This is a genomic window from Myxococcus sp. AM009, from assembly GCF_013372605.1.
Taxonomy (GTDB): domain Bacteria; phylum Myxococcota; class Myxococcia; order Myxococcales; family Myxococcaceae; genus Myxococcus; species Myxococcus vastator.
In genome coordinates this window covers 1-25,143 of sequence record NZ_JABXEP010000124.1, presented here as the reverse complement: position 1 = coordinate 25,143, position 25,143 = coordinate 1, and the positions used below count along the sequence as shown (strand labels likewise).

Here is a 25,143-nt window from a genome sequence, read left to right as displayed (position 1 = left end):
CTCCCCCTTTGACGCCCCACCCGGCCACTGCTCATCCAGGGCCGTGCAGCCATCACCGTCGCCGTTCCAGGCAAACGCACCGCGGAAGCCCCGGCCATCCGCGTGGATGGCGCCCGCGTTGTTCACCGCGCCCTGTGACAGGAAGGCCACCACGCCGCCCGTCGCCCCATCCCACGGCGCCGCCACGATGCTCCCCGCGGCGTTCACCGTCACGCTGGTGTACTCGGGCACCCGAATCGCCTGCGTCCCGGTGGCTCCGAAGGCCACCGTGAGTGGCTGCGTGAAGTTGAGCCGCGTCGCCGTGAGGCTGGCAATCCGCGCGAACTCCCAGCGGCCCACCGGGCCTCCCACCAGGTTGATAGGCGTCTGACTCCCAGACGCGGGCGCCGCGAGCCCCGTGGTCTGGTGCACCATCACCAGGTTGCCCACCGAGAAGCCCGTGGTCGAGGCCACCGTCACGAAGCTCTGCCCCGCGGGCACGGCCGCTGTCACGCGCGTGTAGGTATTGATGGACGTGTTGGCGGCGTTGATGGTCAGCGCGCCGACGGCCCCGCTCCCCAGGCCGACGTTGTCCACGGCGGCCATCGCCACCGGCCCAAGCAGCGCCGCGCACAGCAGCGCCAGGGGTGCGATGGCCAGGCCAAGGCGCCCTTGGAAAACCCGACTAAGCAGGGGGACGTAAAAGGTCGTTCGAGTCATAAACCTGGGGTCGTTGGGGGGGTATGGGCCCAGCGGCAAATGCCGCACATAGCAATCCGAGAGCCAGCCGCTGTCCAATCTACGACCCTCGGTATTCCGAGGATTTCAGCGCCCTGCTCAAGGGGTAGAGCCCGCCCCATCCGAACCACGGATCCAGATTCCGGAAACTGGACCGATTCGCGCCTCCAAGAGGGCAACCCACCAGGTCCTCTGACGCGTCAAACCAGGACGCTGACGCGTCAGTCGGGACGCGGAGTGTGGCCCTCGGCCAAATAAAAAGGGCCCTCCTTTCGGAGAGCCCTTGGGCGACGCGGTGGGCGCTCGGCCCGGCGCGTTAGAAGATTTCCTCGAGCCACTCGCGCATGCGGCCCTTCACCTTCTTGTACACGTTCTCCTCGCGGATGCGGAACATGCGCCGGTCCAGGTGGCGGGCGCCGTAGACGACCAGGCCCACGCCGGTGGCGTACATGGGGCTCTTCACCACGTCCACCAGACCGCCAATGCCACGCGGCATGCCTCGGCGAACGGGCAGGCCCAGGACTTCCTCGGCCAGCTCCGGCATGCCGGCCAGCAGCGTGGAGCCACCCGTAATCACCACGCCCGAGGCCAGCAGGTCCTCGTAGCCGCACTTCTGGATTTCGCGGTGCACGAGCTGGAAGATCTCCTCCACGCGCGGCTCCAGGATTTCGCAGAGAATCTGCCGCCCGAGCACGCGGGGCTGACGCCCCCCGACGCTGGGCACTTCAATGGTGTCGTCCTTGCTGATGAGCGACGACAGCGCGCAGCCGTACTTCTGCTTGATGCGCTCGGCCTCGTGCGCCGGGGTGCGCAGGCCAATGGCGATATCGCTGGTGAGGTTGTTGCCGCCCAGCGCAATCACCGCCGTGTGGACGATGGAGCCGCCAGAGAAGATGGCGATGTCCGTGGTGCCGCCGCCGATGTCGACGAGGCACACGCCCAGCTCCTTCTCGTCCTCGCCCAGCACCGCCTCCGCGCTGGCCAGCGGCTGAAGGACGATGTCGGAGACGTTGAGCCCGGTGCGGTTGGCGCACTTGACGATGTTCTGCGCGCTGGACACCGCGCCCGTGACGATATGGACCTTGGCCTCCAGCCGGACGCCCGCCATGCCCAGGGGCTCCTTGATGCCGCCCTGGTCGTCGATGATGAACTCCTGCGGAAGGACGTGGATGACCTCCCGGTCCAGCGGAATCGCCACGGCCTTGGCCGCGTCGATGACGCGGGCGATGTCCGCGTCGCGGACCTCCTTGTCCTTGACGGCGACGATGCCCTGGGAATTGAAGCCCTTGATGTGGCCTCCGGCGATGCCCGTGTAGACGTGGGAAATCTCCGCCCCCGCCATGAGCTCCGCTTCTTCCACCGCGCGGCGGATGGAAGAGACGGTCGCCTCGATGTTCACCACCACGCCCTTGCGCAGACCCTTCGACGGATGCGTACCGATGCCGATGATGTCGATGCCGCTGTCGGTCAGCTCTCCGACGATGGCGCAGATCTTCGTCGTGCCGATGTCGAGGCCGACGATGATCTCCCCCGACTTCTGCTTCGCCATGACAACCCTCCCAGGCCCCCCACTCTCGTGAAAGGGGCGCGTCCTCTTACCGCATCGAAGCCCCGCTCCTCTCGGACGCGGGGCTCGAAATCTTCACCGCCACCCAGCCGGGCCGGGCACGGTTATCCAGGTGAATGATCTCCGCTGCAAGCCCCCTCGCACCCAGTTCGCGCCGGACGCGGGCAAGACGTTGCAGCTTGACCTCTGAATCTCCTTCACCCAGGCGCACTTCCTGACCGGACGCCGTCACCAGCGCCAGGCTCTGCGCCTCCAGGCGGACCTCCGACAACTGTTCGGCCTTCTCGGGTGACAGCCGCGCGTACGCGCTCGCCACCGCCAGCGCCGAACGCAGGCGCTCCCGCGCCGCCGCCGGGTCCGCCACATAACCTTCCCGGTCCAGGCCCGTCACCAGGGGCAAGTCCAGTCCGTCCCCGGGCGTCACCCGCTTGAAGGGCTCACCCTCTTCGTCCAGGACGTACAGCTCCCCCAGCACCGCCATGGCCACCGGCGCGTGCTCCGTCACCTCCACCGACACGCGGTTGGGGAACCGGCGCGTCACCTCCACCGTGCGCAGCCAGGGGTGCTGGTGCATGGCGCGCTCCAGCGCGTCCACGTCCAGCTTCCACAGGTTCTGCCCCTTCGTCAGCGCCGCCAGCCGCAGCAGCTCCACCCGGGAGGCGCGCTGGAGACCGGAGAAGGACACCGCCTCCAGGTCGAAGCGCGGCGACGTCAGCGCCCACTCCCGCAGCGCCACCCCACCCCACACCAGCAGCCCGGTGCCCAGCGTCAACCCCAGCACCCTGAGCACGCCCGGCCCGTGCGAACGCACCGCGCCTCGGACCGCCTCTTTCTGCTGGGCGGCGTCCTGACGGCGGCGGTTCTTGGATTTTCCGAAGGCCATGGGGAGAAAAGGATTGACGCATGCTGTGCGCGGTTGAGGAGCCGCGCCAGTTTTTGGCTACAGGCACGTCGCTGTAGCGCAAGCCGCCACACAGACGCTTCGGAAATTTTCGAGGGAGGCCGACGCCGAGTTGCGCCGGGCCGAAAACCGGACGCTCAGGCCTTGAGACACGCGCCCAGCAGCAGGCGCTCGCACAGGGCGGGGAAGTCGATACCGCGCCCCGCGGCAATCTTGGGCAAGAGGCTCGAGGCCGTCATGCCCGGCAGCGTGTTGGTCTCCAGGAGGAACACTTCCCCTCCGTCGGTGACGATGACGTCCGACCGCGAGCCCCCGCTACACCCCAGGGCCTGGTGCGCGGCCAGGCACACCTCATTCACCCGCGCGTACTGTTCTGGAGGCAGGGGCGCGGGGAAGAGGTACTGCGTCCCGGTGCCGGCCTTGTACTTCGCGTCATAGTCGTAGAACTCGCGCGCGGCGCGGACCTCGATGACGCCCAGGGCCTCATCGTCCAGCACGCCACCCTGCACTTCGCGTCCCTTGACGAACTGCTCCACCAGCAGGGTGCCCGCGTACTTCGCCGCGTCCGTCACGGCGGCCTCGTAGGCGTCCCGCGTCTTGCAGATGTGCACGCCCACGCTGCTGCCTTCGCGGCTGGGCTTCACCACCACTGGAAACGGGAAGGGCAGGCTGTCCGCCGCCGCCAGCGCCGACGCGGCGTCCCGGAAGGAGCGGTACGCGGGCGTGGGGATGCCGTGGGCCACGAAGACCTGCTTGGCGTACACCTTGTCCATGCCCAGCGCGGAGGCCAGCACGCCGCTGCCGGTATAAGGAATGAAGAGCGACTCCAGCAGCCCCTGGAGACAGCCGTCCTCGCCATAGCGCCCGTGGACGGCCAGCCACGCCACGTCCACCTGCTCCGCCGCCAGGCGCGCGGGCAAGTCCTTGCCCACGTCAAGCTCCACCACGGTGTAGCCCAGCCCGCGCAGCGCCCCGGAGACGGCCTCGCCGGTGCGCAGGGACACGTCGCGCTCCGCGGACATTCCGCCCAACAGCACGCCGACACGCTTCTGCTTGAGCTCGTCCTTCGTGAAGGCACCGCGGTTCGGAGTCACAGGAAGTCTCCCAGGCGCTTGACTTCGGGTTTCATGTCGACGCCGGACTGCTCGCGCACCCGCTGCCGCATGAGGGTGACGAGTCCCAGCACGTCGCGGGCGGTGGCGCCGCCCAGGTTCACAATCCAGTTGGCGTGCAGGGTGGACACCTGCGCGCGCCCCAGCGAGTACCCTTTCAGGCCCGCCAGTTCAATCAGCCGCCCGGCATGGTCGCCTGGCGGGTTGGTGAAGACGCTGCCGAAGTTGGGCTGACTGAGCGGCTGTGTCCGCTTCCGGTAACCCAGGTCCGCGTCCATGACGGCCTTGGAGGCCACCACGTCCCCCGTGCGAAGCGCGAAGCGCACCCGGGTGACGACGCCGCCCGGCGGCAACTCGGAGTGACGGTAGGCGTGCGGCACCTGCGCCTTCGTCAGCCACCCCACCCCGTCCGCCGTGGCCACCTCCACCGCCTCGATGACGCGGAAGGCCTCGCCATTCTTGGTGCCGGCGTTCATCGACACCGCGCCGCCCAGCGTGCCGGGGATGCCGGCCAGGAACTCCGCGCCCACCAGCGCGTGCGCCCGCATGACGTTGATGAGGCGGACGATGGCCGCCCCCGCGCCCAGCGTGAGCCGCCCTTCCTCGGGGCCCACGTCGGCCACCTCCGGGAAGAGGTCTCCGGGCAGCTTCAGCGTCAGGCCGGGCACCCCACCGTCGCCCACCAGCGTGTTGGCGCCGCCGCCCAGAATCGAGACGGGGACACCCTCCTCGCGCGCCAGCTTCAGCAAGGCCACCAGGGCGTCCGGCGAGCGCGGGCGCACCAGGGCTTCCGCGGCGCCGCCGGCCCGGACGCTGGTGAGCGGCGCCAGCGGCTCGCCCGCCTTCACCTCGCAGCCCCCCAGCGACTCCACGCGCGCCGCCAGCGCCGTCTTCACGCCCGCTTCCACCATGGCGCTAGTCCTTCGACAGGGGGGTGGTGCGCAGCAGCTCGAGCAACTCCGGCCCCACGTGGGTGATGTCACCCGCGCCCAGCGTCAGCACCAGGTCACCCTCGCGCAGCCGCGGCAGCAGCGCCGCCGGCAGGTCCGTGCGCTTCTCCACGAAGGCGACGTCGCGGTGGCCGTGGGCGCGGATGGCGTCCGCCAGCGCGTCACCCGTGGCGCCCTCGATGCGCTCCTCACCCGCCGCGTAGACGCTGGTGACGAAGAGCACGTCCGAATCATTGAAGGAGGTGGTGAACTCCTTCATCAGGTCATGCGTGCGCGTGTAGCGGTGCGGCTGGAAGGCCACCACCACCCGGCGCCCGAAGGCCCGCCGCGCGCCGGCCAGCGTGGCCAGCACCTCCGTGGGGTGGTGCCCATAGTCGTCCACCACGATGATGCCCTGGGCCTCGCCGCGCACGGTGAAGCGCCGCTGCACGCCGCCGAACTCGGCCAGCGATTCGCGCACCGTCTCCAGCGGGATGTCCATCTCCTCCGCCACGGCGATGACGGCCAGCGCGTTGAAGGCGTTGTGCGCGCCCACCATCCGCACGCGGAACTCACCCAGCGCCTCTTCCCGGCGGTAGGCGTGGAAGCGCGTGGTGAAGCCGTCCAACTGGATGTTCTCCAGCCGGTAGTCCGCCATGTGCGAGCTGCCGTAGGTGACGAAGCGCTTCTCGATGCGCGGCAGCAGCGCCTGGACGTTGGGGTTGTCCAGGCACAGCACGTTGAGGCCGTAGAACGGCACCCGGTTGCAGAACTCCACGAAGGCGGACTGGAGCGTGTCCAGGTCGCCGTAGTGGTCCATGTGCTCCGGGTCGATGTTGGTGACGATGGCGATGGACGGGTGCAGGTGCAGGAAGCTGCCGTCGCTCTCGTCGGCCTCCACCACCATCAGCTCGCTCTTGCCCAGCTTGGCGTTGGAGTCGAGCACGTTCACCTTGCCGCCCACCACCGCCGTCGGATCCAACCCCGCCGCGCTCATCACGGTGGCCACCATGGACGTCGTCGTCGTCTTCCCGTGGCTGCCAGCCACGGCGACCGCGTACTTCAGGCGCATCAGCTCCGCGAGCATCTCCGCGCGGGGGATGACGGGAATCTTCCGCTGCCTGGCGGCGACCACCTCCGGGTTGTCCTTGCGCACCGCGGAGGAAGTCACCACCACGTCCGCCTGGACCAGGTTCTGCGCGCGGTGGCCTTCGAAGAAGGTCGCGCCCATGCGCGCCAGGCGCCGGGTGATGTCGCTCTCGCGCAAGTCCGAGCCGGACACCCGGTAGCCCATGTTCAGCAGCACCTCGGCGATGCCACTCATGCCGATACCACCGAGCCCCACGAAGTGGACCTGCGCCGCGTGGCGCGTCTTGAAGAGGCTGGGGGGCTTGTTGCGCGTCACGAGTGGCTCCTGGGGGCCTTCTTCTCGGCTTCGATGGGGGTGCGCTCGCGGCCGTTGGGGCCCCACGTCTGGACCATCAGGTCCACGCACACGTCCGCCAGCTCCTTGGCGGCCTCGGGACGGCCCAGCAGGCCCGCCTTCTTCTCCATGCTCTTGAGGCGCTCGGGGTGGCTCTTCAGCTCACGCACCGTCTGCGCCAGCTTCTCCCCGGTGAGCTCCGACTCGCGGAACATCAGCGCCGCGCCCGCGTCCACCAGCGCCCGCGCGTTGACGGCCTGGTGGTCGTCCGTGGCGTGCGGGAAGGGAATCAGGATGCTGGCCTTCTTGCAGACGGTCAGCTCCGCGAGCGTCGTCGCGCCGGCGCGACAGACGACGAGGTCCGCGCGGGCATAGGCGCTGGACATGTCGTCGATGAACTCCACCACCTCCGCCTGGAAGCCCTTGTCCGCGTAGCCCTTGCGCACCGACTCCAAATCATTCTTCCCCGTCTGGTGGACGAAGTGCAGGCTGTCCTTCAGGTCGCCCAGCGAGTCCAGCGCCTCGGTCATCCGCTGGTTGATGCCCCGCGCGCCCAGGCTGCCGCCGAAGACGAGCACGGAGAAGCGCTCGTGCGCGACGTGGCTGCGCAGGTAGTTGTCCATCAGCTTGCGGCGGATGGGGTTGCCGATGAGCTGGACCTTCTTCTCCGGGAAGAAGGCGCGCGCCTCCTCGAAGGCGATGAACACCACGCGGACAATCCGGCCCAGCACCTTGTTGGTGAAGCCGGGCAGCGCGTTCTGCTCCTGGATGGCGGTGGGGATGCCCATCAGCCACGCGGCCAGCACCACTGGCCCGCTGGCGTAGCCGCCCACGCCCACCACCACGTCCGGCTTCTGCCGGGCGAGGATGCGAAAGGACTCGATGAAGGCCAGCGGCAGCGCGAAGAGCGCCTTGAGCAGGGCCAGGAAGCCCTTGCCCTTGAGGCCCTGCACCTTCACCAGCTCCAGCGGATAGCCCTCCTTCGGCACCACGCGCGCCTCGATGCCACGCTCGGTGCCCACGAAGACGACCTCGTTGCGGTGATGCCGTGTCACCACCTCTTCCGCCAGGGCGATGCCCGGAAAGAGGTGTCCGCCCGTGCCCCCACCCGCGATGAGCACCTTCATCATGCCGCCACCTCCCGCATGTCGGTTCCCACCCGGCTGGGCCTCGCGGCCCCCTGGGTGTTCGCGCTCAACGACAACAGCACTCCAGCCGCGCCCATCAGCACCACCAGCGATGAACCTCCGTACGACACGAAGGGCAGCGTCAGCCCCTTCGTCGGCAGCAAACCCATGGCCACGCACATGTTGACCGCGGCCTGGAACGCGATGATGGAGCTGATGCCCAGCCCCAGGTACGTGCCGAACGTCTCCCCCGCCGCCAGGCTGGCCCGGACGCCGCGCCACAGCACGACGCCGTAGAGCACCACCAGCAGGCCCACGCCAATCAGGCCCGTCTCCTCGGCGATGATGGAGAAGATGAAGTCGGTGTGGGCTTCGGGCAGGAAGAAGAGCTTCTGCCGTCCGTCGCCCAGGCCCAGACCCACCACGCCGCCCGAGCCAATGGACATCAGCGATTCGGCCACCTGGTAGCCCACGTCATGCCGGTGCGCCCACGGGTCCATGAAGGCCAGGATGCGCTTCATCCGGTACGGACTGGAGGCAATGGCCACGTAGGCCAGGGGCAGCGCCAGCAGCACCATGCCCACCAGGTAGCTCAGCTTCGCGCCGGCCGCGAACAGCAGCACGAAGAGCATGAACACCAGCAGCACGCTGCTGCCGAAGTCGGGCTGCATCATGCAAAGCAACACCAGGATGCCGCACAGCGCGAGGTGCGGAACGAAGCCCACGGAGAACTTCGCCACCTTCTCCCGCTTCTTCGCCAGCGAGTAGGACAGGTAGACGACCCAGGCGAACTTCGCCACCTCCGCCGGCTGCAGGCCAAAGCCCGGCAGGCGGATCCACCGCCGCGCGCCACCCGCCGTGCTGCCGATGCCGGGGATGTTCACCAGCACCAACAAGACGATGGCCGCCAGCAGCAGCGGATAGGCCCAGCGCGCCAGCCGGCGCCAGCCGACCTTCATGGCCACGGCCATGGCGCCCAGCCCCAGGCCCGCGGCGACGAGCTGACGCTTGAGGAAGTAGAGGCTGTCGCCCAGCTTGTCCTGCGCCAGCACCGCGCTGGCCGAGTACACCATCACCAGCCCGAAGCTCACGAGCCCCAGCACCGCGCAGAGCAGCACCGGGTCGAAGCGCACGAGGGCGGAGGACGGAGAAAAAGGGTTCTTCATGCCGTCACAGCGCCTCCACCAGGCGCTTGAACGAATCGCCCCGGTCCTCGAAGTTCTTGAACTGGTCGAAGGACGCGCACGCGGGCGACAGCAGCACCGTGTCCCCCCGCTCCGCCAGCGCCCGCGCCCGCGCCACCGCCTGGGTCAGGGTGCCGCACGCGTGGACCCGCGCCGCGCCGGCATAGGCCTGGGCCAGCGTGTCCGCGTCGTCGCCGATGGTGAGCACGCCCTTCACCTTGCCCCGCCCCGCCTCCACCATGGGCGCGTACGACGCGCCCTTGCCCTTGCCGCCGGCAATCAGCCACACGTCCCTGGAGAACGCGCGCAGCGCCACCAGCACCGACTCCACGTTGGTGGCCTTCGAGTCATTCACCCACTCGACGCCCTCCAGCACGCGCACGCTCTCCAGCCGGTGCGGCAAGCCCGGGTAGCCGTCCAGCCCCGCCTGCACCGCGCCGGAGGTGACGCCGCCCAGGCGCGCCAGCAGCGCAGCCGCCATCGCGTTCTGCGCGTTGTGGGCGCCGCGCAGCGCGCGGTTCGTCAGCGTGTAGTGCTCGCCCAGGAAGTCCAGCCGGAAGCCGCCCGGCTCCGCCACCGCCAGGCCCGCCAGCGCCGGGGCCTCCGTCACCGGCTTGCCCGTGAGGCTGAAGCCGTACACCGGCGCCTTCGCGGCGCGCGCCAGGCCCAGCACGTCCGCGTCGTCCGCGTTCACCACCGCGAAGTCACCGGCCTGCTGCTGCTGGAAGATGCGCGCCTTCGCCTCGCCGTAGGCCGCGTGGCTGGGATAGCGGTCAATGTGGTCCGGCGTCAGGTTGAGGATGGCCGCGCCTCGGGGGCGCAGCGCGCGGATGCCCTCCAACTGGTAGCTGGACAGCTCCACCACCAGCGCGTCCCATTCGCCCGGAGACATGGCCGCCTCGCTGAAGGGCCGGCCCAGGTTGCCGCCCACGAAGGTGCGCTTGCCGCCGCTGGCGAAGAGCGTGCCCGTGAGCGCCGTGGTGGTGCTCTTGCCGTTCGTGCCGGTGATGCCGAACAGCGGCACGCTGGACAGCAGCCGGCCCGCAAGCTCCACCTCGCCCCACACCGCCACGCCCGCCGCGCGCGCGGCCTGGATTTCCGGCAGCGCCAGCGGCACCCCCGGGCTCACCACCACCAGGTCCTGCGACGCGAGCAGCCCCGGCGGCGTGGGTCCGGACACCAACGCGGCGCCCAGCGCCTTCACCTCGTGGGCCACCGAGCCCAGCGTGTCCTCGCCGCGTACGTCCAGCGCCGTGACGTCCGCGCCCTGCTGACGCAGCAGGCGCAGCGCGGCCACGCCGCTCTTCGCGAGCCCGAACACCAGCACCTTCTGACCGGACAGCGCCAACGTCATGGCCGTGCCACCTCCGGGTTCAGCGGAGCTTCAGGGACAGGAGCGCCACGCCACCACAGAGGATGGAGACGATCCAGAAACGGACGATGATCTTCGGCTCGGCCATTCCCTTGAGCTCGAAGTGATGGTGCACCGGCGCCATCTTGAAGACGCGCTTGCCCGTCATCTTGAAGGACGTGACTTGAATCATCACGCTCAGGATTTCGGCGAAGAAGATGCCGTGGATGATGGCGGACACCACCTCGTTCTTGGACAGCACCGCCAGCCCGCCCAGCGCGCCACCCAGCGCCAGCGAGCCGATGTCCCCCATGAAGACGGAGGCCGGGTAGGTGTTGAACCACAGGAAGGAGATGCCCGCGCCGACGATGGCCGCGCAGAACACGGCCAGCTCCGCGCCGCCCGGCACCTGGAGGATGCCCAGGTACTGGTACAGCGGCGTGGCCACCAGCTTCGACACGCCGCCCACCACCTCCGAATCCGCGATGCTCAGCGTGGTGCCCGCGACGTAGCAGAGCACCGCGAAGGTGATGCCGGACACGATGGTGGGGACGATGGCCAGCCCGTCCAGGCCGTCCGTGAGATTCACCGCGTTGGACGTGCCCACGACGACAATCCACGCGAAGAAGACGTAGAACCAGCCCAGGTCCGGGTTGAACCAGCGCGTGGGGATGAAGGGCAGCGTCAGCTTCGTGTTGATGAGCAGCGTGGGCCCGAAGGAGCCGTCCGGCAGCGTCCACGTCGTCAGCAGGCCGAACACGGCGACGAGGAAGAAGAAGGTCTGCAGCACCATCTTCTTGCGCCCGGCCAGGCCCTTGGAGTTGCGCTTGGACAGCTTGAGCCAGTCATCCAGGAAGCCGATGAAGCCGTAGCCCAGCGTCAAGAGCAGCATCACCCACACCGCGCGGCTCTTCAGGTCCGCGAACAGCAGCGTGCCCGCCGCGATGCACAGCAGGATGAGCGCGCCGCCCATGGTGGGCGTGCCCTTCTTCTTCTGGTGCGAATCCGGCGTGTCCTCGCGCACGTTGCTCTGGCCGTGCTGCTTCAGCCGCAGCCGGGCGATGAGCCTGGGCCCGATGAGCATGCCCAGGAGCAGCGCGAACACGCCCGCGGCGATGATGCGGAAGGTGGGGTAGCGCAGGAAGTTGAGGACGCGCCCCGCCTCCGTGTTCTGGATGACCTCGTAGAGGAGGTACAGCACTAGTGATTTCCTCCGGGGGCGGCCGTGCCCGTCAGGGCGGCCACCACCCGCTCCAGCCGCATGCCGCGGCTGCCCTTCACCAGCACCACGTCACCCTCGCGAAGCCGCGGCGCCAACCACGCCATCAGCGGCTCCACGTCGGTGAAGTGGGCGGCGGATTCACCCATGGAAGCGGCCTCCCACCCCTTCACGGAGCGGGGACCGAAGAATGCCGCCAGCGTCGCGTGCGCGGGGACCTGGCCGCCCAGGCGCGCGTGCTCCTCGAGCTCGCCCGGCCCCAGCTCCAGCATGTCCCCCAGCACCGCCACGGCCCGGCCACCCGCGGGCACCAGCGTGCCCAGCGTCTGAAGCGCGGCGTCCATGGAGGCCGGGTTGGCGTTGTAGGAGTCGTCGATGACGGTCACCCCGTGCTGCCCGTCCACCACGTTGAGGCGCCGCGAGTACGGCCGCGCCGACTCCAGGCCCCGCACGCACTCCTCCGGCGTGTAGCCCAGCGCCAGCGCCACCGCGAAGGCCGCCGTCGCGTTCTGCGCGTTGTGGGGCCCCACGAAGCGCAGCCGCACCGGCCACTCGCGGCCCAGGTGCCGCACCGTGGCCACCATGCCCTCACGGCCCAGCGTCTTCACGTCCCAAAGCCGCACGTCCGCGTGCTCCGCCCGGCCGAACGTCAGCCGCTGCGCGCCGCTGCGCGCCGCCTGCGCGGGGATGAGCGCGTCGTCCACGTTCACCACGATGGTGGTGCCGTGCCCCATCTCCTGGAACAGCTCGCCCTCCGCCGCAGCCACGCCCTCCAGGCTGCCCAGCCCCTCCAGATGTTCGGGCTGGACCACCGTGATGACGCCCGCGTCCGGCTGGACGACGCGCGCCAGCCGTTCGATTTCCCCTGGCTGGTTCATCCCCACTTCGATGACCGCCGCGACGTGGCGCGGCTCCAGCCGGAAGAGCGTCAGCGGGACGCCAATCTCGTTGTTGAGGTTGCCCTCGGTCTTCAGCGCCGGCCCGCGCGTGGCCAGGATGGCGCCCACCATCTCCTTGGTGGTCGTCTTCCCGTTGGAGCCCCCCACCGCGCACACCGGAATCCGGAAGCGCTGACGGTGGTGCCGTCCCAGCGCGCCCAGGGCCCGCAGGGTGTCATCGACTTCATAGAGCGTCAGCCCGTCGGGCAGCGCGGGCAACGGGCGCCCGCGCGCCACCACCGCCCCGGCCGCCCCGCCCTTCGCCGCGGCGTCCACGAAGGCGTGGGCGTCGAAGCGCTCACCCACCAGGGCCACGAAGAGGCACCCGGGGGTGAGTGCCCGGGTGTCGGTACAGACGGCAGCGTAGGCGGCCCGGGCCGGGCCGCCACGCCGGGTCGCCCCGGTCGCCTGCACCACCTCTTCGTCGCTGAAGGAAGCTGCCATGGTGTGAGAGATGGGCGGGTCGACGGGGCTTGGGAGGCTCGGGCTCAGCCAGCGGTGCGGTTGGCCAGCGCCTTCGCGGCCACCTGCCGGTCGTCGAACGCGAGCTTCTCCGCGCCGACCTGCTGGTACGTCTCGTGGCCCTTGCCCGCGATGAGCACGACGTCGTCCGCGGACGCCAGGCTGATGGCCTGTTCAATCGCCGCGCGGCGGTCCGCGTCGACCAGGTAGCCCTTCTCACCGCTCTTCGCCTTGCCGGCGGAGATGCGGCGCAGGCCGCCCTTTTCGATGCCCGCGGCCACCTGCGAGATGATCTCCTCGGGGTCCTCGGTGCGGGGGTTGTCGCTGGTGATGACGGCCAGGTCGGCGCCCTCACCCGCCACCGCGCCCATCAGCGGACGCTTGCCCTTGTCGCGGTCCCCGCCGCAGCCGAACACCGCGATGACGCGGCCCTTGGCCAGCGAGCGCGCCGCCTCGATGGAGCGCTTGAGCGCGTCATCCGTGTGCGCGTAGTCCACCAGCACCGCGGGGGCGCCGGACGGACCGTAGTTCTCCACGCGCTCCATGCGGCCAGCGACCGGCATCATCCGCTCGATGCCTTCCTGCACGTCGCGCCGCGCGAAGCCCGCGCCCAGGCCCAGGCCCACCGCCAGGAGGATGTTCTCCAGGTTGTGGGGCCCCAGGAGCTTGCTCTTGAGCGGGATGTCACCCGCGGGCGTCTTCAGCACGCCCTTGATGCCCTGGAGCGAGAAGCTCACGTCGGCCACCGAAATCTCCCCGGAGCCCTGACGGCTGAACTTCCACGCCATGCGCTTCTGGCCGCGCTGCTCGTTGTAGATGCGGCTGGCGTAGGTGTCGTCGCCGTTCACCACCGCCACGCCCGTGGCGGACAGGTTCTCCGAGAACAGCTTCCGCTTGGACTGGAAGTAATCCTCCATGTCCTTGTGGTAGTCGAGGTGGTCCCGGCTCAGGTTGGCGAAGCCCGCCGCCTTGAAGGTCAGCCCGTGCACGCGCTCCTGCGCGAGCGCATGGCTGGACACCTCCATGATGACCGTCTCCACGCCCGCCTCCACCATCTCCCGGAGGATGCGGTGCAGCTCCAGCGGATCCGGCGTGGTGTTGGCGCACTCCACCGTGCGGCCGGCGAACTTGTAGCCCAGCGTCCCGATGACGCCGGTGGCCGCGTACGCCGCGGTGCTCATGGCCTCCAGCAGATAGCTGGCCGTGGTCTTCCCGTTCGTCCCGGTGAGGCCCAGCAACGTCAGCTGGTCCGCCGGGCGGCCGTAGAAGTTGGCCGCGATGAGCGCCAGCGCCTTGCGGGCGCTGCCCACCTTGAAGAAGGGCACCTGCGAGGACGGCACCGGCTTCTCCGACACCACCGCCACGGCGCCACGGGACACGGCCTCACCGATGAACTGGGCCCCATCCTCCTTCGTGCCAGGAATGGCGACGAACAGGTCTCCCGGCTTCACGCGCCGCGAGTCCTGCGTCACCCCGGTGACGTCAACCGCGGAACGGCCGCCCGAGGTCTGCTCGGCACCACATCCTGCGAGGACATCCGTCAGCTTCATCTCTTCCCCTTCACACGCATTGCAAGAGCGGGGCCTGGAGCGGACGCGGCGTTATTGCCGCGCGGCGAGCTCCAGCGTCACCCGGGCCCCCTTCTCCACCAATGAACCGGCGGGGGGGGTTTGAGATACCACGCGTCCACTGCCCAATACCTGTGGCTCCAGCGCCGCGGCGAGCAGCTTCACCACGGCCTCACGTCCTACTGCTCCCTGAAGGTCCGGCACACGTACCGTGCCGGGTTCAGGGGTCTCCGTCACCGCGTCCGCCAGCGCCGTCCGGGCGGCTCCGGAGGCCTTCGCCCCCGGCTTCGCCGCGGCAGGCGCGGGTGACACGGCGGCCACGGCCACCTCGGGTGCCACCGTCCGGGACGGGGGCACTGCCAGGTGAGCCATGGCGGCGGTCGCAATCTCCTTGAAAGCAGGGGCAGCCACGGTCCCCCCGTATACGTCCGTCTTGGGTTCGTCCACTACGACAAGAATCACTGCTCGCGGAGACTCGGCCGGTACCACTCCAATAAAGGAGGCGATCCGCTTGTCCGAATACCCCCGCGCCACCGGGTCTGCCTTCTGCGCGGTGCCCGTCTTTCCGGCCACCCGGTAGTCTTCCATGGCGGCCCTGGTGGCCGTCCCTCCCTTGACCACCACGCTTTCAAGCATGCCCACGACCTGCCGGGCGACCTTCGCGGAGACCGCCCTGCGCAGCTCCGTGGGACGGTTTTCCAGCAGAACGACACCGTCCGGGTCCACCACCTTCGACACCAGATAGGGCCGCATCAGCACCCCATCGTTGGCCAGCGCACCATAGGCGGCCGCGATCTGCACCGCCGTGGCCGTCATCCCCTGCCCGAAGGATTGGGTGGCCAGGGAGACCTCCGCCTTCGGGAACGGCAGGACGCCGCGCCCCTCGCCCGGCAGGGACAGGCCGGTGCGCTCGGCGAAGCCGAAGGCCTGGTAGCCCTTCACGAACTTCTCCCGCCCCAGGGCCTGGGCAATCTTGGCCATGCAGATGTTGGAGGACACCTGGAGGATGCCCCGCGGCGCGAGCCAGCCGTAGGAATGGGTGTCGTTGATGGTGTGCCGGCCCACCCGCCAGGCGCCGTTCTCACAGAAGAAGAGGCTGTCGGCGGTGATGGCCTTCTCCTCCAGCGCCGTGGCCACCACGAAGGACTTCAGCGTGGAGCCCGGCTCGAAGGTGTCCAGGGCGGCGCGGTTGCGCATGCCCGAGCGCGTGCTGGACTCCGGCGTGTTGGGGTTGAAGCGCGGGTGGTTGGCCACGGCGAGCAGCTCGCCCGTGCGCGGATCCAACACCACCGCCATGCCGGCCACGGCCTTGGCGTCCTCCACCGCGCGGCTGAGCGCCTTCTCCGCGACGTACTGGATGTGCCGGTCCAACGTGAGGGTGACGGCGGCGCCCTGGCGTTGGAGCGGATCCAACGCGCCCTGGACCAGCAGCTTGCGGCCCTTGGCGTCACGGAAGCTGGACGTGGAGGAGTTCTGCCCGGACAGCTCGTCGTGGAAGGCCAGCTCCAGGCCCTCCAGGCCGCGGCCGTCCATGCCCACCGTGCCCACCACGTGGGCGCCCAGCTCGCGCTGGGGGTAGAAGCGCTTGGGCTCCTTGGAGAAGCCCATACCCGGCAGCGCCAGCGCCTTCACCGCGGCGACCTCGGCGGGCTTGGCCTGGCGCTTCACCCAGGCGAAGCGCCTGGCCCGGGCCAGGCGCGCGCCCAGCTCATCCGGGTCCAGCTTCAGCGCCCTGGCCAGCGCCCGGGACGCGGCCTTCACGTCGGGCAGCATGGACGGGTCCACCCAGATGGAGTCCACCTCCACGCTCTGGGCCAGCGGCGTGCCACGCCGGTCGAAGATGTCGCCGCGGCGGGCCGGAATCTCGATGTGCCGGACGTACTGGTCCTGCGCCATGCCGCGCAGCTTCTCCTGCTCGAAGACCTGGAGCTGCACCGCACGACCAAAGGCGACGCCGAGCAGCATCAGGAACAGCCCGAACAGCAGCCGTACCCGCAGCTTCAGCCACTTCGCGTTGGGCTCTGGAGCCCGCGCCGCCTTGAAGTCTCTCACCGACCCGCTCCGGCGCGGCCCGCCACGCGGACGGTGGGCTGAGCGGCGTCTGGGGCTTCCGCGCGCGCCCCGCCGCCACGCGCCGGCTTCTCCGCCGACAGCGACACCACGGCGCCGCCGCGCGGCATGGCCATGTTGAGCTGCTCGCGCGCCACGCGCTCCAGCCGGCCCGGCGCCTTGAGCGTGGCCAGCTCCAGCTTCAGCCGGTCATTCTCGCGCGTGAGGATGCGGCTCTCCGCCTCCTCGCGCGACAGGCGGTAGCCCATGTCCACCACCAGCACCCGGCTGCTGACGTGGAGGATGCCCACCGCCGCGAAGAGGGCGAAGAGGCACACGGCCGGCAGCAGGTGCAGCAGCACACCGCCCACCGACACGGAAGCACGCAACGCCGACACCCGGGAGTGCACCTTGCTCATCGGAGTTTCTCCACCACGCGCAGATGCGCGCTGCGTGAACGGGGGTTGGCCTCGACCTCCGCCTCGGAGGCGGCCACGGCCTTCTTCGTCACCAGGGCGAAATCCCCCACCCCGCTGCACACGCACACCGGCAGGCCCGGCGGACAGGTGCAGCGCCCCGCGAGTGCGCGGAACGCCTCCTTCACCTTCCGGTCCTCCAGGGAGTGGAAGGCGATGACGGCGGCGCGGCCCCCCACCTTGAGGAGCCCGGGGATGGCGGCCAGCAGCGCGTCCAGCGCCTCCAGCTCACCGTTGACGGCCATGCGCAGCGCCTGGAAGGTCCGGGTGGCCACGTGGATGCGGTTGGGCCACGCCTTGCGCGGCACCGCCCGCTTCACGACCTCCGCGGCCTCCAGCGTGCGCGTGGGCAGCGCCTTCTTCAGCTCGCGGGCAATGGGCCGGGCGAAGGGCTCTTCACCGTAGTCCTTGAGGATGCGGACCAGCTCGCGCTCGTCCGTGGTGGCGATCAGCTCCGCCGCCGTCGGGCCGTCCGGCCCCATGCGCATGTCCAGCGGGCCGTCCTTGGAGAAGGAGAAGCCGCGCTCGGCCACGTCCAGCTGCGGCGACGACACGCCCAGGTCCACCAGCACCCCCTCCACGGGCAGCAGGTCCGCGGCGACGCGGGGCAGCTCGGCGAAGTTGCCGGCGCGGCCCTGGAAGCGCGGGTTGGCGCCCAGGCGCGCGGTGGCCGCGGCGAGCGCCACCGGATCCCGGTCCACGCCGACCACCGTGGCGCCCGAGGCCAGCAGCGCCTCCGAGTGGCCACCGCCACCCAGCGTCCCGTCGATGATGACCTTCCCCTCCGCCGGCCGAAGCAGCGCCACTGCTTCCCGCAGGAGGACGGTCTGGTGCTGGAAGTCCGAAGCCGTCACGGGCCGTCAGACGAAGGGTGCCCGCGCCAGCGCGAAGGCGGCTCGGGCATCGTTCATGTGCGGGTAGATTTCGAAACAGTCGTGCGCGCCGGCCGCGCGGAAGATGGCGGCCAGGTACGGCGACAGCCCGGACAGCTTCACGTCCCCACCGGCGCGGCGGAAGACCTCCGTGCGCGCCATCAGCGGCCTGACGCCCCGGTAGTTCAGGTGCCCCACGTCCCCGAAGTCCAGCACCACCTGACGCGTGCCGCGCTGCAGCTTGCGGCCCAGGTCGTCGCACAGCTCGAGCAGGTCCTGCTCGCTCAGCTCGCCCTCCAGCATGAGCGTCTCGACACGGCCGGCGGCCATCGCCGCGCCCGCCAACCCTGGCCGAACCTCCAGAACCTGGTTCATACGCTTGCCACCCTCCCGGTACTTCGGGGTCCTGTCGACTTTCCCGTCACGCCTGCCGCAGCTCGGCGAGCACCTTCATCACATCCGCGGAGGTCGCTTCCTGGCGCGCTTCTTCCTGCGCCTTCGCCCATCCCTCGCGACTCCACAGCTCGATGACCTTCACCATCCCCGCCCACACCACGTCCTTCTCCAGCCCCGCATAGGAGCGGAGCGTCGGAGGGATGAGCAGGCGTCCCAGCTTGTCCAGCGGGCACTCCTGCGCGCTGGCCACGTACAAGCGCATCAGCGTCTTCACCCCAGGCTCCATCGGGTTGCGCTTGGCCAACGACAGCTCCAGCGCTTCCCACTCCCGCACCGGATAGGCGTGGAGGCATCTGTCGAGCGCCGTCGTGAGGATGAGCCTCTCGTCATAGGCGCCCACCAGCGTGTCCCGGAGCTTCGCCGGGAGGCTCGTCCGCCCCTTCGCGTCGATCTGGTGCTCATAGACGCCTCGGAACACGCGGGACGATCCACCTTTTCAGCCCGATGAGGGATGAACCTCCACTCCTTCCCACTCCTTGCCACTTCCGGGCGGCATACATACGCGCCCCACCTGGGGGGGTCAAGAAACCGCAACAGGTTGAAACAGCGGTTTGTCCGCGCCCGACGTCCGGAAAGGTCGTCACACCTGGAAGGTCCAGTGGTTGGCGCCGTACGACGCCCTACCTATTGCGCTGGGGTAAACTTGAGTTCCCCCCGGACCCAGGCGCAAAGTGTCAGTCGCGTGAACACGAACGTTCGGCTGAAGGTGGCATACAAGACGCCGCAGACCCTGGTGGGGGAGTACACGCGCAGCGTCGGAATGGGGGGCGTCACCTTGGAGACGCGCCGCAGCCTGCCGCTGGGGACTCGCTTCACCTTTGAACTGCATGCGGGCGGCGTGCCCCGGCCCGTGGAAGTGCTGGGGGAGGTGGTCCAGGTCGTCCCGCACCAGGAGTCCCAGCGCTTCCTCCTCACCGTCCGCTACGGGGTCGGAGAGGACCGCAGCGCGCTGGACGCCGTCCTCCAGCGCATCTACGCCGCTGAGGAGCACGCCGGCTTGCGCCGCTTCCCACGGCTGCCCTTGTACCTGCGCGCCAGCGAGGCGGCGCCTTTGTCACCGGGCTTCGTCGTCCGGGACATCTCCCGGGGCGGCGTGGGCCTGGAGGTGCAGGCCCCTGCCCTGCCGCGCCAGGTGAAGGTGGGCACGCCCTTCCTCCTGGAGCTGGACTTCCGGGAGGGGCCCATGCTGCTGCACGGCGAGGTGGTGTGGACCTCCACGGTGCCCCGGAAGAGCTCGGGGACGGTGACGCCGGGCTTCGGCGCCACCTTCGGCAGGCTCCGGCCGGACATGCAGCAGCGGCTGGACGGCCTGCTGTCCCTGGCGACGCTGCCGCCCGCCCCCTGGAAGGCCCGGGTGAGCTTCGGCATGGAGGCCGTCGCGCGGATGCCGTGACGGCCCGAAGGCCCCCGCAGGCTACACCGCGCCCAGGGGGTAGCCGCCCGCGGACTCCAGGGCCGCCACCACCGTCTCCCGCAGCGCCGCCGGGTCATACGGCGTGAAGACGTCCAGCGTGCCCAGGCGCTTCAGCTCCTGGTCGAGCGCGTCCCCCTTCAGCGTGGCGCACAGCGCGCGGCGCGTCCTGTCGTAGGCGCGGGGGATGGCGTCCAGCGCATAGAGCTGCGTCATCGCCACCCGCACCGGCGCCAGCGCGCCGCCGCCCTTCGCGGCCTGGCGGGTGCGCGTCACCATGGAGTCCAGGGCGAAGGCGTCCATGACCACGTCCGCCAGGGCCGCGAGCACCTCCTGGTGCTGCTCCAGCGCCGTGCCGAACGTCTCCGCCGCCACCCGCAAGCCGTGGAGCGCCAGGTGCTTGGCGGCCTCGGCGGCGACCTCCTGCGGGGCCAGGGCATCCCGCACGCGCGCCTGGGGCCGCTCGCCCCGGGACAGCGCCTCCGCCACGTCGCCGGCCATGGCGAACAGCGGCAGGTCGCCCTTCACCGCGCGCTTGAGGAGCATGCCGGTGATGAGCATGCGGTTGATTTCGTTGGTGCCCTCGAAGATGCGGTTGATGCGCGCGTCGCGGTACGCGCGCTCCACCGGGTACTCCTCGATGTAGCCGGCGCCACCGTGGAGCTGGACGGCGTCATCCACGAGGTGGCCCAGGGACTCCGAGCCGTGCACCTTCATGATGGAGGACTCGATGGCGTACTCCTCCACCGCCGCCAGGAGGCGTGCTTCGGAGTCCAGGCCGCGCGTGTCCCCCTGCCCCAGGCGCGCGTCCACGAGCCCCGCGGTGCGGTACGTCATGCTCTCCACCGCGTAGACGAGCGCGGCCATGCGGGCCAGCTTCTCGCGCGACAGCGGGAACTGGACGATGGGCGCGCCGAACTGCTTGCGCTCCTGCGTGAAGCGCAGCGCGCTCTGGAGCTGGAGCTTCATGCCCCCCAGCACGGCCGCGCCCAGCTTGAGGCGGCCGTAGTTGAGGATGTTGAAGGCAATCTTGTGGCCCTTGCCCACCTCGCCCAGCTGATTCTCCACCGGGACGCGCGCGTCCTCGAAGTAGAGCGGGCAGGTGGAGGAGCCGCGGATGCCCATCTTGTGCTCCTCCGGCCCCACGGTGAGGCCGGGCGTGTCCTTCTCCACGATGAAGCCGGTGAACCGGTCCCCATCCACCTTGGCGAAGACGATGAACACGTCCGCGAAGGCCGCGTTGGTGATGTAGAGCTTGGAGCCGTTGAGAATCCAGTGCTTGCCGTCGGGGGACAGCGCCGCCTTCGTCCTGGCGCCCAGCGCGTCGCTGCCGCTGCCCTGCTCCGTGAGCGCGTAAGCCGCCACCCACTCCCCCGTGGCCAGCTTCGGCAGGTACTTCGCCTTCTGCGCGGCGCTGCCGAACCAGACGATGGGCAGCGTGCCGATGCCGGTGTGCGCGCCGAACGTCACCGACCACGAGCCGTTGAGGCTCATGGCCTCCGCCAGCAGCAGCGACGTCGTCTTGTCCAGGCCGGTGCCGCCGTAGGCCTCGGGGATGTCCACGCTCAAGAGGCCCAGCTCGCCCGCCTGCCGCAGCAACCGGCGCAGGAGCGCGGGGTCCTTGGCTTCGATGCGCTCGGACAGGGGGAGGACCTGCTCACGGGAGAACTGGAGCGCCGTCTGAAAGAAGAGGCGCTGCTCCTCCGTGAAGGTCTCCGGTGTGAGGATGCGGGCCGAGCCCACCTCCTCGAAGAGGAACGCGCCACCGGGCGCATGCCCCCGCTGCGAAGCGGCCTTGGATTCGGCATCCATGAACATCCCTCCAGCGGGCGAGCGCGCCCCGCCCTGGAGCCTGAATCTAGATCCTCCGGCGGGAAGTCGCCCGCGAAGACCCGGCGAGCCCGCGCCAGTCCACGCGGAGGGGCGGGCGGTGCCCTTCACGTCAGCCGAAGCAGGTCGTCCTGGACCCCGCGCACGCCAGGCTACGGACCGCCGCCTTCGTTGTCGGCCTTGGCCCGAGCCCGCTTGCCCCGCGCCACCTCGGTGGCGAGCGCCTCCAGGCGCGGTGTCCAGAACACGCGGAACTGCTCCAGCCACGCGTCGACCTGCTGAAGCGGCGCCGGGTCGACGCGATAGAGGCGGCGAGTTCCCTCCGCGCGAACCTCCGCGAAGCCGCTGTCGCGCAGCACCTTGAGGTGCTGGCTGACCGCCGGCTGGCTGATGCCGAACTCCGCCTGGATGGACCCGGTCACCTCGCCAGAGGGGCGTTCCCCCTCGGCCAGGAGCTCGAGGATGCGTCTGCGCACCGGGTCACCCAGGACGTCGAAGGCATGCATCGTGGCGATCAGGTCCCCGGATGCCGCACGTCGGGCGGCGGCGCACCAGTATAGAAGGCCGTCGTCCGCGCCGCGCGTGCCTTCGCCGCCGCGGCGTCCTCTCCCCGCGTCACATCCGCCTGCCCCCAGCCCTCGCTGCTGGCCGTGATGAACACCTTGCCTTCATCCGACGTCGTCCAGGCCTCCACCGCCGCGCTGTCGACAGCGGCGCCGCCGGACGCCAGGTGCAGGCCCAGGCCCATCAACCCCAGCTCCCAGCCGACTCCGGTGGCGCCAGGGCCGTAGTCGTCCCAGAAGGGACTCACATGGGCCAGGTGCTCCAGCCGCAGCCGGGCGCCACCGCCCGGGGCCGCGGCCAGGATGACGTCCACCCAGCTGATACCGCCCCCGAACTCCCACGTCAGCCCCAGGTGCCGCGGCGCCTCGCAACGGGTGATTGTCCCGCTGGCATTGCCCTTGAGCGCGTAGCGCCCCCCCAGCTTCAGGTCGCCGGACACCGGAAGGAACCAGCGGGGGATGCGCTCGGGGTTGGTCAGCGCGTCCCAGAGGTCCTCCACCGTCGTGTCGTAGTCGCGCATGGCGACGACGACGCGCGCGGGCTTGCCCTCATGCTCACGGCTCTCCACCTCCCGCACGACGGCCCCCAGGTACCGCTGCACATCAATCATGTCGCCTCCAAATATAAGTATGCACCTATATAAACGGCGACTTATTGAAGAAGTCAACGCTCAAGGCGATGACTCCGGGGCCTGGTGGGGCGTGGGATAGACGAAGCACAGGGTGTCGAACAGCGGCTCACCCGGCGCGGTGAAGTTCGCGCCGAGCGCCCGCGCCGCCTGCGCCACCTCCATGCCGAACGAGGGCACGAGGCAGAGGTCCTCGGACGTCTTGAAGCGCCCCTTGAGCAGGCCCAGGCCCCGGCGCAGCGTGACGATGTCCTGCCGCCCCGCCCGCACCGGCACCGAGGGACCGTTCGGGTCCGGGCCCGGCAACTTGCCCACGCTGGTGGTCAGCTCGAAGCCGTCCGCGCGCATGATGATGCGCAGCTTGCCCGGCGCGACCTCCTCCAGCCACGCGCGGAAGCCCGCCTCGTCCCGTAGCACCACGGGATAGGCCACCGGCCCATCCGGGTGCGCCAGCCACACGGCCTCCGCCGAGTCCCGCAGCACGGTGAACAGCTCCGACGTCTGCACCAGGAAGGTGTCCGCGTCCGGCACCACCAACACCGCGTGCCCTCTCACGCGCTGCGCCAGCCGCGTGGCGTCATCCAGGCGCGCCGGCTCGAAGGTCTCCGCTCCCACGCGCACGCGCTCTCCCGCCAGCGCCACCCGGAGCGCGGCGGCTGGGAGCGGCTCACCCTGGATGGGGCCCGCAACCTCCACTTCGGCCGGCGACGCGGGTCGCGGAGCTTCCGGCGTCGCCGCGCCCGGCACGGCGAGCGAGGGCAGGGGCGCGGGCTTCAAGGCCTTGAGCGGCTCGGCCCGCGGCTCCTCACGACAGCCGGCGGCCACCACGACGAGCAGCACCACGGCGAGCGCCTGGGTGGCCGCGGACATGCCCCGCACCGTCCTCATCGTGCCTTCCTCCCAAGTGGCCGCCATCCAACGGCGCGGATGATGACGCATCGGTACGTGGCGCGCGGAGCGGGCATCCTTCGGCGCCCGGCCCTGCCCCCCGGCACCCAGAACACCTCGGGCACCACCATGGCGGTGGCTGTCGCGAGACGTAGGAAGAGGCACACCCACCCTCCAATCACAACCAACGGATTTTTCCCGTCATGGCGTTTTGCCTACCCCATGATACCTTCAGGCGCCCCTGCCAAGACAGCGCGGGCCCCCTTGGCGCAGCGGCCACCTGCACCCGAAGGAACCGGAACGAACGTGCAGCAGCCTTCCGAAGGGCTTCATTTCGGTAAATACAAGCTGCTCGAGCGCATCGCGACGGGCGGGATGGCGGAGATCTACCGCGCTCGGATGACAGCGGCGGCGGGTGTCACCAAACCGGTGGTCATCAAGAAAATCCTCCCGGGCTATGCGGACAACAGCGCCTTCCTGTCGATGTTCGTCAACGAGGCCCGCATCGCCGCGGGGCTGAGCCACGGCAACATCGCCCAGGTCTTCGACTTCGGCGAGGTGGACGGCGAGTACTTCATCGCCATGGAGTGGGTGGACGGCCGCACCCTGTCGAGCGTCATGCGGCGCGCGCGGGAGAAGGGCATGTACACCCTGCCCCAGCCGCTGGCGCTGCTCATCGCCGTGGAGATGCTGGAGGGGCTGGCCTACGCCCACACGCGCCTGGATGAGCGCGGACGGCCGCTCCACATCGTCCACCGCGACGTCAGCCCGCAGAACGTGCTGCTCAGCTACGAAGGCCAGGTGAAGCTGGTCGACTTCGGCATCGCGCGGGCGCGGCTGGCCGGCAGCGCCGAGCCGGTGGAGCACGACCTCAAGGGCAAGTACACCTACTTCGCGCCGGAGCAGGTCCGCGGGCGCGAGCCCGACGCGCGCTCGGACATCTTCGCCGCGGGCGTCGTCATCTACGAGATGCTGTGCGGCCGCCTCCCCTTCGAAGGGAAGATGCCGGACGTGCTGCGCAAGCTCGCCCTGGGGGACTTCCCGCGGCCCCGCGACCTCAACCCCGGCATCCCCACCGCGCTGGAGCGCATCCTGCTCACCGCGCTGGCCGTGGAGCGCGAGCAGCGCTACGCCACCGCGGAGGCCTTCGCCGAGGCCCTCACCCGTCACCTCCACACGGCCGCGCCCGACGTGTCCTCCAGCGCGCGCGCCCACTTCATGGGCTACCTCTTCGAAGCGGAGCTGGTGGGCGAAGGCCGCCCCGTGCTGCTGCCCCGCGAGTTCCTGGCGCAGATGGCCCGGTGGACCCACTCCCCCTTGGAGCGCCGCGCCCTCCGGGAGATGGCGCCGCCCGTCCGCGAGCCGGCCGCTGACGAGGAGGAGCGGACCCCCATCGCCGAGTTCGAGCCGCCCCCCACCCAGGCCTCCGAGCCCGCCGACGGGCGGATGGAGCGCACCACGCAGCCGCTCC

22 protein-coding genes and 1 pseudogene are annotated in these 25,143 nt (G+C 70.1%); 2 read left to right on the top strand and 21 right to left on the bottom strand.

What is annotated here, in order from left to right; translation table 11 throughout:
* From HV824_RS25995 to mraZ, 17 genes and pseudogenes are all read right to left on the bottom strand, one after another.
* Nucleotides 1–585 (bottom strand): annotated as a pseudogene (locus HV824_RS25995) (hypothetical protein); the annotation flags it as partial.
* A 448-nt stretch (nt 586–1,033) separates the two neighbouring features.
* Nucleotides 1,034–2,266 (bottom strand): cell division protein FtsA, encoded by a 1,233-nt coding sequence (gene ftsA / locus HV824_RS25990; protein WP_176424487.1) that lies wholly within the window; start codon nt 2,264–2,266, stop codon nt 1,034–1,036.
* A 46-nt stretch (nt 2,267–2,312) separates the two neighbouring features.
* Nucleotides 2,313–3,167: a cell division protein FtsQ/DivIB gene (locus tag HV824_RS25985; protein ID WP_176424486.1), complete on the bottom strand. Its 855-nt coding sequence runs from the start codon at nt 3,165–3,167 to the stop codon at nt 2,313–2,315.
* 155 nt (nt 3,168–3,322) lie between these two features.
* The gene (locus tag HV824_RS25980) at nt 3,323–4,279 is read right to left on the bottom strand and encodes a D-alanine--D-alanine ligase (RefSeq protein WP_176424485.1); all 957 of its coding nucleotides are present in this window, start codon (nt 4,277–4,279) and stop codon (nt 3,323–3,325) included.
* The gene (gene murB, locus HV824_RS25975) at nt 4,276–5,208 is read right to left on the bottom strand and encodes a UDP-N-acetylmuramate dehydrogenase (protein WP_176419295.1); all 933 of its coding nucleotides are present in this window, start codon (nt 5,206–5,208) and stop codon (nt 4,276–4,278) included. The genes HV824_RS25980 and murB overlap by 4 nt, the downstream gene beginning before the upstream one ends.
* 4 nt (nt 5,209–5,212) lie before the next feature.
* Nucleotides 5,213–6,631 carry a UDP-N-acetylmuramate--L-alanine ligase gene (murC, locus tag HV824_RS25970; protein WP_176424484.1) on the bottom strand — a complete coding sequence of 473 codons (1,419 nt, stop codon included), beginning with the start codon at nt 6,629–6,631 and terminating at the stop codon, nt 5,213–5,215.
* Complete coding sequence (murG, locus tag HV824_RS25965; protein WP_176419293.1) at nt 6,628–7,779, bottom strand: undecaprenyldiphospho-muramoylpentapeptide beta-N-acetylglucosaminyltransferase; 1,152 nt, start codon at nt 7,777–7,779, stop codon at nt 6,628–6,630. Before murG ends, murC begins: the two co-directional genes overlap by 4 nt.
* Nucleotides 7,776–8,942 (bottom strand): putative lipid II flippase FtsW, encoded by a 1,167-nt coding sequence (gene ftsW / locus HV824_RS25960; RefSeq protein ID WP_176419292.1) that lies wholly within the window; start codon nt 8,940–8,942, stop codon nt 7,776–7,778. The genes murG and ftsW overlap by 4 nt, the downstream gene beginning before the upstream one ends.
* A 4-nt stretch (nt 8,943–8,946) precedes the next feature.
* Entirely contained in the window at nt 8,947–10,314 is a 1,368-nt protein-coding gene (murD, locus tag HV824_RS25955) for a UDP-N-acetylmuramoyl-L-alanine--D-glutamate ligase (protein WP_176424483.1), read from the bottom strand.
* Between the two features lie 19 nt (nt 10,315–10,333).
* Nucleotides 10,334–11,512 (bottom strand): phospho-N-acetylmuramoyl-pentapeptide-transferase, encoded by a 1,179-nt coding sequence (gene mraY, locus HV824_RS25950; RefSeq protein ID WP_163781962.1) that lies wholly within the window; start codon nt 11,510–11,512, stop codon nt 10,334–10,336.
* Nucleotides 11,512–12,912: a UDP-N-acetylmuramoyl-tripeptide--D-alanyl-D-alanine ligase gene (gene murF, locus HV824_RS25945; RefSeq protein WP_176424482.1), complete on the bottom strand. Its 1,401-nt coding sequence runs from the start codon at nt 12,910–12,912 to the stop codon at nt 11,512–11,514. The genes mraY and murF overlap by 1 nt, the downstream gene beginning before the upstream one ends.
* Before the next feature lie 44 nt (nt 12,913–12,956).
* Complete coding sequence (locus tag HV824_RS25940) at nt 12,957–14,480, bottom strand: UDP-N-acetylmuramoyl-L-alanyl-D-glutamate--2,6-diaminopimelate ligase (protein WP_163781958.1); 1,524 nt, start codon at nt 14,478–14,480, stop codon at nt 12,957–12,959.
* A 51-nt stretch (nt 14,481–14,531) separates the two neighbouring features.
* Entirely contained in the window at nt 14,532–16,550 is a 2,019-nt protein-coding gene (locus tag HV824_RS25935) for a penicillin-binding protein (protein ID WP_176424481.1), read from the bottom strand.
* A complete protein-coding gene (locus tag HV824_RS25930; RefSeq protein ID WP_176419288.1) occupies nt 16,547–16,966 on the bottom strand; it encodes a cell division protein FtsL in 420 nt (139 codons plus the stop codon). Before HV824_RS25930 ends, HV824_RS25935 begins: the two co-directional genes overlap by 4 nt.
* The gene (gene rsmH / locus HV824_RS25925; protein WP_176419287.1) at nt 16,963–17,877 is read right to left on the bottom strand and encodes a 16S rRNA (cytosine(1402)-N(4))-methyltransferase RsmH; all 915 of its coding nucleotides are present in this window, start codon (nt 17,875–17,877) and stop codon (nt 16,963–16,965) included. The genes HV824_RS25930 and rsmH overlap by 4 nt, the downstream gene beginning before the upstream one ends.
* A gap of 6 nt (nt 17,878–17,883) precedes the next feature.
* Entirely contained in the window at nt 17,884–18,270 is a 387-nt protein-coding gene (locus tag HV824_RS25920; protein ID WP_176419286.1) for an STAS domain-containing protein, read from the bottom strand.
* Nucleotides 18,271–18,316: 46 nt separating this feature from the next.
* The gene (mraZ, locus tag HV824_RS25915) at nt 18,317–18,769 is read right to left on the bottom strand and encodes a division/cell wall cluster transcriptional repressor MraZ (protein ID WP_090490200.1); all 453 of its coding nucleotides are present in this window, start codon (nt 18,767–18,769) and stop codon (nt 18,317–18,319) included.
* A 264-nt stretch (nt 18,770–19,033) separates the two neighbouring features.
* Here mraZ and HV824_RS25910 point away from each other — a divergent pair, with 264 nt between their 5' ends.
* Nucleotides 19,034–19,744, top strand: coding sequence for a PilZ domain-containing protein (locus HV824_RS25910; RefSeq protein WP_176419285.1), 711 nt, complete (start codon nt 19,034–19,036; stop codon nt 19,742–19,744).
* 21 nt (nt 19,745–19,765) lie between these two features.
* Here HV824_RS25910 and HV824_RS25905 read toward each other — a convergent pair whose 3' ends face one another.
* The 4 genes from HV824_RS25905 to HV824_RS25890 all read right to left on the bottom strand — a co-directional run bounded on the left by HV824_RS25905 (nt 19,766) and on the right by HV824_RS25890 (nt 23,672).
* Nucleotides 19,766–21,574: an acyl-CoA dehydrogenase family protein gene (locus HV824_RS25905; RefSeq protein ID WP_176424480.1), complete on the bottom strand. Its 1,809-nt coding sequence runs from the start codon at nt 21,572–21,574 to the stop codon at nt 19,766–19,768.
* Between the two features lie 170 nt (nt 21,575–21,744).
* A complete protein-coding gene (locus tag HV824_RS25900; protein WP_176424479.1) occupies nt 21,745–22,098 on the bottom strand; it encodes a helix-turn-helix transcriptional regulator in 354 nt (117 codons plus the stop codon).
* A gap of 8 nt (nt 22,099–22,106) precedes the next feature.
* Nucleotides 22,107–22,766 carry an SRPBCC family protein gene (locus HV824_RS25895; protein WP_176419282.1) on the bottom strand — a complete coding sequence of 220 codons (660 nt, stop codon included), beginning with the start codon at nt 22,764–22,766 and terminating at the stop codon, nt 22,107–22,109.
* A gap of 60 nt (nt 22,767–22,826) precedes the next feature.
* Nucleotides 22,827–23,672 carry a hypothetical protein gene (locus tag HV824_RS25890; protein WP_255208344.1) on the bottom strand — a complete coding sequence of 282 codons (846 nt, stop codon included), beginning with the start codon at nt 23,670–23,672 and terminating at the stop codon, nt 22,827–22,829.
* Between the two features lie 306 nt (nt 23,673–23,978).
* Here HV824_RS25890 and HV824_RS25885 point away from each other — a divergent pair.
* The coding region (locus HV824_RS25885; protein WP_176424478.1) for a serine/threonine-protein kinase at nt 23,979–25,143 on the top strand (1,165 nt) is incomplete at its 3' end.